At 53.7% G+C, this 12,682-nt stretch carries 9 protein-coding genes; all 9 read left to right on the plus strand.

Annotation, left to right across the window (positions count from 1 at the left end):
• The first annotated feature begins 60 nt into the window (after positions 1-60).
• The 9 genes from asnS to WMW72_RS17915 all read left to right on the plus strand — a co-directional run bounded on the left by asnS (position 61) and on the right by WMW72_RS17915 (position 12,681).
• On the plus strand, positions 61-1,359 hold the full coding sequence (gene asnS / locus WMW72_RS17875; RefSeq protein ID WP_341416891.1) for an asparagine--tRNA ligase: 1,299 nt from the start codon (positions 61-63) through the stop codon (positions 1,357-1,359).
• Between the two features lie 69 nt (positions 1,360-1,428).
• A complete protein-coding gene (locus WMW72_RS17880) occupies positions 1,429-2,106 on the plus strand; it encodes a DnaD domain-containing protein (protein ID WP_341416892.1) in 678 nt (225 codons plus the stop codon).
• A gap of 285 nt (positions 2,107-2,391) precedes the next feature.
• Positions 2,392-3,246, plus strand: coding sequence for an ABC transporter ATP-binding protein (locus tag WMW72_RS17885; protein ID WP_341416893.1), 855 nt, complete (start codon positions 2,392-2,394; stop codon positions 3,244-3,246).
• Positions 3,224-4,318: an efflux RND transporter periplasmic adaptor subunit gene (locus tag WMW72_RS17890; protein WP_341417001.1), complete on the plus strand. Its 1,095-nt coding sequence runs from the start codon at positions 3,224-3,226 to the stop codon at positions 4,316-4,318. Before WMW72_RS17885 ends, WMW72_RS17890 begins: the two co-directional genes overlap by 23 nt.
• Positions 4,318-7,257: an ABC transporter permease gene (locus tag WMW72_RS17895; protein WP_341416894.1), complete on the plus strand. Its 2,940-nt coding sequence runs from the start codon at positions 4,318-4,320 to the stop codon at positions 7,255-7,257. The genes WMW72_RS17890 and WMW72_RS17895 overlap by 1 nt, the downstream gene beginning before the upstream one ends.
• A 7-nt stretch (positions 7,258-7,264) precedes the next feature.
• Positions 7,265-8,158: an ABC transporter ATP-binding protein gene (locus WMW72_RS17900; protein ID WP_341416895.1), complete on the plus strand. Its 894-nt coding sequence runs from the start codon at positions 7,265-7,267 to the stop codon at positions 8,156-8,158.
• Positions 8,159-8,199: 41 nt separating this feature from the next.
• The gene (locus tag WMW72_RS17905) at positions 8,200-9,678 is read left to right on the plus strand and encodes an ABC transporter substrate-binding protein (RefSeq protein WP_341416896.1); all 1,479 of its coding nucleotides are present in this window, start codon (positions 8,200-8,202) and stop codon (positions 9,676-9,678) included.
• Between the two features lie 55 nt (positions 9,679-9,733).
• Positions 9,734-11,950, plus strand: coding sequence for a hypothetical protein (locus tag WMW72_RS17910; RefSeq protein ID WP_341416897.1), 2,217 nt, complete (start codon positions 9,734-9,736; stop codon positions 11,948-11,950).
• Between the two features lie 191 nt (positions 11,951-12,141).
• The gene (locus tag WMW72_RS17915; protein WP_341416898.1) at positions 12,142-12,681 is read left to right on the plus strand and encodes a GbsR/MarR family transcriptional regulator; all 540 of its coding nucleotides are present in this window, start codon (positions 12,142-12,144) and stop codon (positions 12,679-12,681) included.
• Position 12,682 lies beyond the last annotated feature (1 nt).

Raw genomic sequence — 12,682 nt, forward strand, 5'->3', positions numbered from 1 at the left:
AACGTTTGTTCACTTGCGCTCCTTGATTCCAGGCACAAATAAGCTGGGAGGAATGGCGGAATGAGCCGTAATTTGGTTATGATCCGTGAGGCGGATCGGTATGTAGAACAATCAGTCACCATTGGGTGCTGGCTTCACAATATGCGATCGAGCGGCAAAATCCGTTTTCTGCAGCTGCGTGACGGCTCGGGGTACATACAGGGAGTCGTTGTGAAGAATGAAGTTTCGGAGCAGGTTTGGGAGGATACAGGGAAGCTGACTCAGGAAAGCTCGCTCTATGTAACGGGCATCATCCGTGAGGATACCCGGAGCAAGGGGGGCTTTGAGCTAAGCGTCATGGGCGTCGAGGTGATTCAACTGGCCAACGATTATCCAATTACTCCCAAGGAGCACGGGGTCGATTATTTGATGGACCACCGTCATCTCTGGATCCGGACGCCGCGGCAGCGGGCGATTCTCGTCGTTCGTGCACAGATTATCCGCGCGGTGCAGCAATTCTTCGATGAGCGCGGCTTCCAGCTGGTAGATCCGCCGATCCTGACACCGTCGTCCTGCGAGGGAACGACGAACCTGTTCCATACGAAATACTTCGACGAGGACGCCTATCTGACGCAGAGCGGCCAGCTCTATATGGAGGCGGCTGCGATGGCGCTGGGTCGGGTATATTCCTTCGGGCCGACCTTCCGCGCGGAGAAGTCGAAAACCCGCCGCCACTTGATCGAATTCTGGATGATCGAGCCGGAGATGGCCTTCGTCACCCATGAGCAGAATTTGGACATTCAAGAGCAGTTCATCACCCATGTCGTGCAATCTGTATTGGCGAATTGCCGCAAGGAATTGGAGACGCTGGAGCGGGATTTGTCCAAGCTTGAAGGCATTCAAGCGCCATTCCCGAGGATTACGTACGACGAGGCCGTGCAGTTCCTGAAGAACAACGGGCATGAGTTCGAATGGGGCGAGGACTTTGGCGCACCTCATGAAACGGCGATCGCTCAAAGCTATGACAAGCCGGTTTTCATCACGCATTATCCGACGGAGATCAAGGCTTTCTATATGAAGCCTGATCCGGACCGCCCTGAGGTAGTGCTGTGTGCGGATATGATTGCGCCAGAGGGCTACGGGGAAATTATTGGCGGCAGCCAGCGTATCGACGACCCGGACCTCATGGAGGAACGATTCCGGCAGCATGAGTTGTCGAAGGAAGCTTACCAATGGTATTTGGACCTAAGGACATACGGCTCGGTGCCGCATTCCGGGTTCGGGCTCGGTTTGGAGCGCACGGTGGCCTGGATCTGCGGACTCGACCATGTGCGGGAGACGATTCCTTTCCCGCGTCTTCTGAACCGGCTGTATCCTTAACCGGTGGTTAAATAAATCGGGTGGAGTATAGCGCTGCGGGAACGAAGAGGCAGGGAAGGAGACGGGAGCTTGAGAGGAAACGAACGGGAGCTTGAGGAGCTGTCTGCGATACTGCTGGGCGGATGGTCAGACGGACATGCAGAAATTCCTTATTGGCTGCTCCGCTATTATCCGCGGCTGAGGCTTTCTGAAGCGGATGTGATGCTGATCATCCATATGATGACGTTCAAGCAGAAGGAAGACAAGGATTTTCCGACACCGGAGGAGCTGCAGTCGAGGATGTCGATTCCCCATGACAAGGTGATCGCCATTCTTCAGAAGCTGTTGCTCCAAGGCTTGCTGCGGATCGATGAGACCAAAGATCCCTTAACCGGTATTCACAACGAGGCGTATAACTGGACGCCGCTGCTGGAGCAACTGGCGGCTATCCGCGCCGAGGAATGGATCGAGGAACGGGCGAGCAAGAAGCTGGCGGCCGCCGTTCGCGGTGAGAGGAAGGATATATTTTCCATATTCGAACGGGAATTCGGCCGTCCGCTCACTCCGATGGAGCTGGAGTCCATCGCCGGGTGGCTGGATAAGGACGGACATCCGGAGACGCTCATTCTGGCCGGGTTGAAGGAAGCGGTATTTGCCGGGAAGATTCATTTCCGCTATATCGATCGTATTTTGCTCGAATGGCAGCGAAATCGTATTACGACAGTCGAACAGGCCAAGGAGCATTCCCAAAAATTCAGAAGCCGATGAACATGAGGTAAAGCTTTGGGCAGGCAGGCATCCGTCTTCGTTGACGGGTGCCTATTTCTATTTCAGTTTTATTCATATCTGGCTTCTTATCTTGTTACCGCCTGGTTCGTTTAGGAAATCTTAAGATTTCTGCAAGGTCTCCTTTGGATTGCTTCTGTATAATAAAAAAGTCAGGAAGCTGGAAGCTCTTATTAAATATTCCATCTCCGCTGTAACCTTTTGACGGTATTCATCGTCTATAAGGGTGAGTCTTTTTGTCGAATTTCAAGTAAAGGAGGGGGCAGCATGGTCCGATGGCTGCGCAAAAAGAAACAGCAAGCAGAGCCGGCAGCACCTTCAGGGACTTCGGGCGAGAAGAAACCGGGCCCATCCGGACAGGAGGAGCTGCACACGCTAGAGGCTGCGCCGGCGCTGCAGGCGCAGCTTGCCGGAACGGCGCCTCAACTGCCTGTGATCGATACGAGTGTGCCTCTGCTGACCGTGTCAGGTGTGGAGCGTTCGTTTCCCGTAGGAGGTGGGCAGCTTCATGTGCTCAAGGGCATCGATATGTCGCTGTATCCGATGCAGCTGGCGATGCTGAAGGGAAGATCGGGCTCCGGGAAGACTACGCTGCTGAATTTGATTGGCGGGCTGGATCAGCCGAATAAGGGGGAGATCCGGTTCAAGGAGCATTTGTTCCATCAATGCGGGGATAACGAGCGGACATACATACGAAGGAAAGAAATCGGCTTTATTTTTCAGTCATTTGCACTTATGCCGTTGTTGTCCGCCTGGGAGAATGTCGAGTTGTCCATGCGGATGGCCGGAATTCCGAGATCCCAATGGAAGCCGCGCGTGACCCACTGTCTCGAGCTTGTCGGACTCGCGAAGCGGATGCATCACCGTCCCTTCGAGCTGTCAGGCGGCGAACAGCAGCGTGTCGCGATTGCCAAGGCGATCGCGCACAAGCCGAGCCTGCTGCTCGCCGATGAGCCGACGGCTGAGCTGGACTCCCAGATGGGTGCCCAGGTCATGAGCGTGTTCCGGGACATCATCGAGACCGAGCGCATGACGATTTGTATGACAACGCATGATCCGACAATAATGGAGGTTGCCGACCGTGTCTTCGAAATGGTGGATGGTAAATTTGTCAATAGCTAAAAAAACTGCAAAACCCGCAGCATTCGCCTGCCTGGCGCTGTCGCTGGCCGTTACGTCGGGATGTTCGCTGCTGCCCAAGGAGCAAGAGGAAGAAACGATTCCGGTCATTCAGGCGCCGAAGTTAACCAAGAAGCCCGATTATCCCGTCAAAACCGGGACATTGGAGCTGACGGCGCGTGGCTCCGGCAAGCTGATGGCTACCGTGGAAGAGGATCTGTATTTCACGGATGAGACGAGTCGCAGGATCAAGAACCTGCTGGTCAAAAGCGGGGACAACGTCGAGCAGGGCCAGGTCATCGCTGAATTGGATGTGACCGAGCTTGAGAGCGAGCTGAAGCAGAAGCGGCTGCAGACGCGCAAGGATGAGCTGACGATGATCGAAACACTCCGCAATGCCGACGGGAAGAGCGCCGAGGAAGTGGAGCAGGCGAAAATCACTTTCGAGCTGGAGCGTGAGAAGCTGAATAAGCTGGAGAACACCATCTCGAAGGCGAAGCTGACAGCTCCATTCTCCGGAACCATCGTCTCCCTGTATATGAAGAAGGGTGACTCGGTTAAGGCCTACGATGCGGTCGCAACGATCGCGGATCTGTCGCAGCTGACTGTAGCGGCTACACTGAGCGCCGATGATCTGAAGAAAGTGGCCGTTGGCATGGACGTTCTCGTCGATATCAACGCTCTGGGACAGCATAAGGGCAAGGTTCAGAAGCTGCCAAGTCCGAAGAAAGATGGAAACAACAACGGCAACGGAGGTTACCCGGACGGTTATCCGGGAAATGGACAGAAGCAGCCGGATTCCATTGAAAATTATTTGATCGTGAAGCTGGATCAGTTCCCCGAAGCTGTGGACCGCGGCCGGCCTCTGAGCGTAACCGTCATTACCCAGCGCAAGGAAAATGCGATTCTGATCCCTCTCACGGCCCTCCGCTCCTACTCCGGGCGCAATTATGTACAGGTCTTGGAAGCGAACGGCAGCAAGCGGGAAGTGGACGTGGAGCTGGGTCAGCAAACCCCTACAGAGGTTGAGATTGTGAAGGGTCTGACGCCGGGGCAGAAAGTAGTGGGTCGCTAATGCCGATGCTTCGGTTTCTAATCCGGAAGATGTGGAATACCCGGTGGCTGACGCTTAGCACGCTGATCGGCCTGATTATGGCCGTCGCGTTTACGACGAGCATCCCGATGTATGCGGATGGCTCACTCAAGCGTGTCGTTGCCAAGACGCTGGAGGAGAAGAGCAACGGCCTGCCTGCAGGCTCCGTGATGATCCGCTATCAGGCCAGTGGCAGTGACCGGGCTGACCTCAGCGATGTGAAGGCGGTAGATGGTTATATCCAAGATGAGCTTCCCCGGCAAATCGGGTTCCCTCATGAAGCCTATGTGCGTACGTACTCCATCAGAGGCTCTCAGGTTTCACCGGAGGATCCTTCCAAGGTGGACGCCAGCAAGCGCCGTCAGATGACGCTGCTCGCCCAGTCCGGGCTGAAAGAGCAGGTAGAGCTTACTCAGGGCTCCTGGTTCGGCGAACAGCCTCAGAACGGAACGATCGAGGTTGTGATGTTTGAGGAGGCGCTTTACCGAGCGGACATGCGGGTTGGGGATGTATTCAATTATCCGATTGCCGGCGGGCTTGGGATAGCTCCGGTCAAAATCAAAATCGTCGGTGCCTACAAACCGCTGGATGACAGCAATCCTTATTGGTATCAAGGACTTGAAGGTCTGCTTACCTCGGCATTCATGAGTGAGGCGGGGTTTCAGGATTACATAATGACGAATAAGAAAATACCGCTGAATCTGGCGAATTGGTACTATGCGTTCGATTTGCGTGAAATTCAGACGAGTCAGCTGTCAGGACTGGAGAGCAAGCTGGAACGGCTGGGTATGACGTTGTTCCAACTGCTGAAGAATACGCGCGTCGACGTTTCGTTCATCCCGCTGCTGCAGGAATTCAAGGTGCAGAGCGTCCAGCTGCAGGTCATGCTGTTTACACTGGCGGCCCCGATGATTGCCATGGTCTTCTATTACATTGTGATGAATGCCAGACAGTCGCTCGACCGGCAGCGTACTGTGATTGCCGTGATTCGAAGCCGGGGCGGCAGTACGGGGCAGATTATCTGGATTTACCTGCTGGAGGGCTTGCTGCTGGGAGGAGTGTCCCTGGTGCTAGGTCCGCTGCTAGGCTGGTTCATGGCCAAGAGTATCGGCTCGTCCAGCGGATTCCTTACCTTCGTCGATCGCAAGGCTGTGCCGGTAGGCTTGTCTTCAGAAGCGATGCTGTATGGGGGCGGGGCAGTCGCCATAGCTATATTTGCAAGTGTCATTCCAGCGATTGTCTTCGCCCGGGCCTCGATCGTCAGTTACAAGCAGAAGCTGGCGAGATCGGACAAAAAACCATTCTGGCAAAAATGGTTTTTGGATGTTGTGCTTCTTGGTGTGGTCGGCTATGGCTACTACCTGTTCGGACAACGCCAAGATTTATTCAGCCAGACGGGTATGACGACGGACCAGCTGCAGGTTCATCCGCTACTGTTCTTCATCCCGGCGCTGTCCATCATTGCACTGGGCTTATTCTTCCTGAGGCTGTTCCCATGGCTGCTGCGCATCGGCAACTGGCTGGGCAAGCGCCTGCTGCCGGTGCCGGTATACTTGACGCTGACCCAGCTCAGCCGATCCTCCACCGCCTATTATCCGTTGATGATTTTATTGATTCTTACGCTCGGTCTGGGTATTTATAATGCCTCGGCCGCCCGGACGATCGATCTGAACTCGACAGACCGGATCCTGTACGCGTACGGAACCGACGTGATCATGCGCGCCGATTGGGTGGCTGTCTCCGACGAGATGCCCAAGGATAAGCCTTCAGGCGGTCAAGGACAGGGTGGTCAAGGCGGCTCTGGAGGGTCCGGGGGGGCTGGAGGATCTGGTGGTCAAGGCGGCTCCGGGGGTTCTGGAGGCTCTGGAGGTGCAGGCGGACCAGGCGGTCCGCCGGGAGGCGGCAATCAGCCTCCTCCGAAGCTCCGATATATCGAGCCGCCGTTCGAGTTGTTCCGTGAGCTGGAAGGCGTCGAGCATGCCGCGCGTGTGATGACGCTGAAGAGCAGTGCCGTCGTCTCCGGCAAATCCATCGGCCAAGGCATGCTGATGGGAATCGACAATGTCGACTTTGCCGAGGTTGGCTGGTTCCGGAAGGATTTATTCAAGATCCATCAGAATCAATATTTGAATTTGCTCGGTCAGTACGAGCAGGCGGTTATTATTCCAACCAAGCTGGCCGAGAAGCATCAGATAAAACCCGGAGATCTGATGAGCATCACGATCTCCGGACAGCCGGTTGAGTTCGTCGTCGTGGCTACGGTGCCATACTGGCCGAGTCAATATCCGGACGAAACACCGTTTTTCATCGCCAATCTGGAGTATATCTACGATCAGGCTCCCATTCAGCCGTATGACGTATGGCTGAAGATGAAGGACGGGGCCAAGGTGGCACCGATGCTGGAGGCATTGAAGGACAAGAATGTAGACATCGCGACTGTGAAGGATGTGCGCAACGAGCTGATTATTCAGAAGAAGCATCCGGCCAGGGGCGGCGTCTTCGGTATCTTGAGCCTGGGTTTCCTGGTGTCCGTCTTCGTCTCGCTGATCGGTTATGTGCTCTACTGGTTTTTCAATCTGTCGAGCCGGGTCGTGCAGTTCGGCGTGCTGAGGGCGATGGGTTTATCCCGGCGTCAATTGACTGGCATGCTGCTGCTCGAGCAAGTGTTCACAGCGGGACTTGCCATTGCGCTGGGCTTCGGGATCGGAAAGCTGACGAGTTATCTCTTCTTGCCTTTCCTGCAGACCGCAGAAAATGTAAAGACCCAGGTGCCGCCATTCCGCGTAATCTTCGACTCGCGTGATACGAGTCAGTTGTATGTCGTGGTCGGCGTGATGATGCTCACAGGTGCCAGCCTCCTGTTCCTGCACATCCGGCGCTTGCGCGTGCATCAGGCTGTGAAGCTTGGAGAGGAGAAGTGATGCTGCAGTGATTCAGTGCGAAGGACTCGTCAAAATATATAAGACCGACGACCTGGAGGTCGTCGCACTGCAGGGCCTGAATATCGAGGTCGCTCCCGGTGAGATGATGGCTATCATCGGGAACAGCGGCAGCGGCAAGTCGACGCTGCTGAATATTCTGGGAGGGCTAGACCGTCCTTCCGCCGGTCAGGTACAGGTTGGCGAATGGAATTTGCTCAAGATTACCGACGAGGAGCTCGTTAAATACAAGCGTAAGACGGTTGGTTTTATCTGGCAGAATAACGCTAGAAACTTGATCCCTTATCTGACAGCACTGGAAAACGTAGAGATGCCGATGATGCTGAGTGGCTCCTATGACCGTGCCTACGCCCGCCAGCTGCTGGAGTGGGTCGGATTGAAGGACCGGGTTCATAACAAGCTCCAGCAGCTCTCCGGGGGCGAGCAGCAGCGGGTGGCGATTGCCATCTCGCTGGCTAATCGTCCGTCGCTGCTGCTGGCGGATGAGCCGACCGGCTCGGTGGATACGCGAACATCGGATATGATCATGGACATTTTCCGCCGGCTGAACAAGGAGCTCGGGGTTACGATCGTGATCGTTACCCATGATATGACGCTCGCCGGAAAGGTGGACCGCGTCGTCGCGATTCGGGACGGCATGACCAGCACCGAGTTCATCAAGCGCAATCCGAATCTGGATCAGACGGAAGCGGAGACTGCGACGGCGCTTGGGGGCGTGCATGAAGAATATGTCGTGCTCGACCGCGTAGGGAGGCTGCAAATTCCAGCGGCGTATCTGAAGTCACTCGGCATTGAAGGCAAGGCCACGATGGAATTCGACGGGGAACAGATTATTATCAAGACACCAAAATCGCTTGACGGGCAGACAGACGAAAATTCGTGATAAAGAGAGATCAGCCAAACTGAATCGGAGGGTAAAGAAGGATGAACAAGCGATTAAAACAGACGATGCTGGCGACGCTCAGCGTAGGACTTATGGTGCCTGTACTGCAGGCTTGCACGAAAACGAGCAATACGGATGACAAAAGCGAGAAGGTGCTGCGGATCGCCACCACGATGTATGCGGGCCCGGGCGATGAATATTTCCGCCAGCGCTTTACCGAGCTCTATGAATTTGCGAATAAAAATGTCAAGATCGAAATCATCCCCACGATGGATGACCGCTATATGTACGGCTTTGGGCGTCCTGACCCGAATGAGAAGCAGAAGGACCCCGCTGAGAAGCTGAAGGAGCTGATGACAGGGGACAATCCGCCTGATGTCGTCATGTTCGGTTATGAGCAGCTGCCGGACCTGATCGGAGATAACTTGCTGGCTCAGCTTGACCCTATGATTACGAGTAGCAAATTCGATACGGCAGATATCGTGCCAGCTGTCTTGGATGGCATCAAGAAGGCAGGAGACGGCAAGATCTACGGTCTTTCTCCAACCTTCAGCTCTTCGGCGGTCATTTACAATAAAAAAATGTTCGACGAAGCCGGCGTTACCTATCCAACCGACAAAATGACCTGGCAGGAGGTCTTCGATCTGGCGCGTCGTCTGGCTAAAGGCGAAGGGCAGGAACGTAAGTATGGCTTCTCCTTCTCTACCTATAACACGGGCGGGGATATCTATTACGCCACCCAGCCTTACTCCATGCCTCTCCAGCTCAACACGTTCGACGATAAGGCGGAGAAAATGACCGTCAATACGGATCAATGGGAGAATGTCTGGAAGACGCTCATTCAGCTCAAAACCGAAAAGCTCTTGCCGGAGCCGCTCGATATGAGTAAGATGCAGATGCAGGGGCCGGAGGATTACAATCCGTTCCAGCATGATGACTTCTTGTCGGGGCGCACCGCGATGGCGATTGTGCATTACGGAGACCTCGACCGTATCAACAATGCGATGAAGAACGGGCAAAATGTCAAGGGCTTTACTCCGTTCGACTGGGATGTCGTAACCCTGCCGATTCACCAGGAAGCGCCTGACGTAGGTGCGTATATTGGCATGGAGAGCGTGATGGGCGTCAATGCCAAGTCCGCAAATGCGGCCGAGGCCTGGAAGTATATTCAGTTCATCAATGGTGAGGACTGGGCCAAGCTGAAGGCAAGCAGTAATTATAATATTGTATCGCGCCAAAAGTATATTAAGAAAAAAGACGGTATGGACTATAACATGAAGGCCTTCACGACTCTGCTGCCTGCGCCGATGAGTGATGATAACAAGCTATACCGGACCAATCAAAACCTGTATCAGGTTAACAATATCGGAGCCCGGTTGTTCCAGGAAGCGGCGGATGGCAAGAAATCCGTACGTGATGCCTTGAAGCAGTGGGAAACCGAAGGCAATCAGATGCTTCAGAAGATCAAAGAGAACCCTAACGCACCGATGGATATGCCTATGGTGGGCCGAGCAGGCTAACCGCTTCATTCAGGACCAGCTATTCCAACACGTCTAGAGGAGGATTACAACAAAGATGAACATAAGACGCAAACGAATTCAGCGGGCCAGTCTCTGGCTCCTTGCCTCTACGATCGCGCTCGGCAGCGCCGTCCCCGCCTTTGCGGCGGACGGCACAGGAGGAGGGGCTTCGGCCTCTACCGTCTTGTCTACAGGCACTGCGCCTCCGATCGGCCAGGTCGCCGTTACGGCGACCAGTACGTTTGAACTCAAAAATCTGTATATGATGCCGGAGCAGGGCAACAAGACGGTTACCTTCACCCTGACCGTGAATAACAACGGAACCAGCGATCTGCAATTTATCGATTATTGGGTACGGCTGCGTACCAAATCGGGCAATCAGATTACCGTTAAGGTGCTTCCGCAGGACAAGGAGAAGAACCGGATAACGCCCAAGTCCAGTCAGGATATCGGATTCTATGCCACCGTCAATGAAACGACAGAATTGAATGATCTTATTTTCGACGTGATCAAGTGGGATTTTAGCCAAGCCAATTTTGAGCGGGTCATCGGTCAAATTCCGGTCCCGGATACGTACAGCATCGTAACGGGTGCCGGAAGCTCGCAGACGATTTCTATGAATAACAATCCGGTCAGCACAACCGTAGAGAAGGTCTACGTGGGTAAGAACGAGAAAAATTATACGCCGACGATCAAGCTGAAGATGAACAATACGGGCAGTAGGAGCGTAACGATTCCGACTTACCAATATTTGATTCGCACGGCCGAAGGATACATGTACCCGCTGAACGCCAAGGGTACCAAGGAGCTTATCATCAATCCCCAGACGACCAAGGATATTGAGCTTACCGGCTCGGTTCCAATATCGCTGAAGGTAGAGGATTGGCAGCTGGTCATTATCCAGAACGCACCGGAACTGAAGCTCAACTTGCCGGTTGCATTTTTTACCTTGCCGAAGGTATCGGATCCAGATAGCGTAGGAACGGGACAGAAACATGATTTCACAATCAAGGATGGCTCGTACACCGCTGAGCTGAATTCGATTCAGCGCACGCCTTGGGAGGATCAGGATATTCTGGCCGCCACGTTGACGCTAGGGAACAAGGGGGAGGAGTCACTTCCGCTTCCGGCTCTCACGGGTTACTTCATGCTGGATGATAACATCAAGGTGGAGGCCAAGCTAGTCCGGACGGATAAGGTGATTGGTCTAGCTTCAGGCGGCAGTCTTCAATATCAGTTTATCGCCAAGGTGCCTTACACGTATGACTTTGCCAAAGCCAAACTGGTGCTGCAGGAGAAAGCAGGCGGCAGCACCGGGACGGGGAAAGACGGGGGCTCCGGCGGCAGCGGGGATTCCGGTACGACGAACGAGGATCTGCTCGAGTTCGTTCACAGCTCTGAGTTGATGAGCATTCCGCTCAATAACGTCGGAGAAACCTATAAGGTCACGAGCGTAGGGCGCAGCACCGGGTACAAGGTGCGCAGTCTGACGACTTATTCGGGCGATACAGCGGATACAATTGCGGTGCAGCTGGAAGCAAACAATCTGGAGAAGCGCGCAGCTTCCGCACCAAAACTGGTTACTTACTTGAAGTCGGCAGACGGGACGGTGCTCCCTACCGCCAATCCGGAGATCAAGAATAAAATTATACCTGGTGGATCAACTGTGTTTTTCTTGACCGCCCAGGTTCCCAAAAGCTTCTCTAGGGAAGGGCTGCAGCTTCTGATCGGCGATGCGATTACGCAGGACAAGCTCAGCGTGGACAAGGAAGTGCCGGATGCTTATGTCAATGCCGCTTCGTTCTGGCTGCCGGCGGAGAATAACGAAGTCAAGACGAAGGCCCGAGATATCGAGGTTGGACCATACAAGTTTTCGATGAGCAAGATTCATACTCGTGGAGATCAATCGGGTATTCAATTGTATTTCGATTATGAACTGACGAAGAATATGCTCAGCGAAACTAGTCTGGAAGGCCGCAAGCTGACGCTTTCAATTGAAGACCGCGAAGATAAGGCGAAGTTCTCTTGGGATATGGATTTGGCGAAATTCGAGGAACAAAGTACGGGGAATGGGACCGACCCGTCCCAGAATACCGAGGGTCAGATCAAGCTAGGTAAGAAAGAGAAGTTCAAACTAACCAAGAATAATAGCGAATTTATCTATCTGGTCAGCTACTTGAAGGATTATGATCTGAAGGTATATGAAACCTTCAACGGCCAGAAAAAGCTGCTGGCCTCCCAAAAAATCACCTGGTTTGAAACCACGGACTAATTCATTTTGACAATTAAATGAGTTTAGCATGAAACCGTTCCGGCCTTGGATACGTAAAAACCAGGCAGGGGCGGTTTCTTGTTTTCAATCTTATTTTCAGAATTTATTTGACAAAACCTGGTCCCGGGCATTACGTTATTATCGTTAACAACTTTCTTAACGATCTAAATCTACATAATTGAGGAGACAAGATGAACCCTACACCGCATTCGTTTACGGAGCTGAAACGCACGGTCAGCCTAGGAATGTCCCAATCCTTCGAATCGGAAGGCTTCAGCCCCTTGGTCGGGAAAATTTTCGGTGTGCTGTTGTTCGCTTCGGAGCCTGTGAGTTTGCAGTCGTTGGCTGAACAGCTCGGGGTTAGCAAGGCAGCCGTTAGCGTTCAGGTTCGAACCTTGGAGCGCAACTCCATGTGTCAGAAGCTGACGGCAAGCAGCGACCGCAAAGACTATTACTACATCGCTGACGATGTGAACGCGGCTGCCCTGCGCTCTACGAAGCAGAAGATGCAGGATATGACCCAGCAGGTTCAATCCACACTGGCATCCATTCAAGATTTGTCAGATATTTCGGTTGACGAGCTTGATTCCTATAACGCAGCCAAACGGAGGTTTGCTGAGTCTGTGGCGATGTACCGGCTGATTACATCCAAGCTGGAGGGGCTGGAGGAGGAATGGCTGCAGGTACGCCGGGAGCTGTATGAAGAGTTGGATGGCAATTCCGCAACCTGAT

The organism is Paenibacillus filicis, assembly GCF_038070315.1.
Taxonomy (GTDB): Bacteria; Bacillota; Bacilli; order Paenibacillales; family NBRC-103111; genus Paenibacillus_G; species Paenibacillus_G filicis.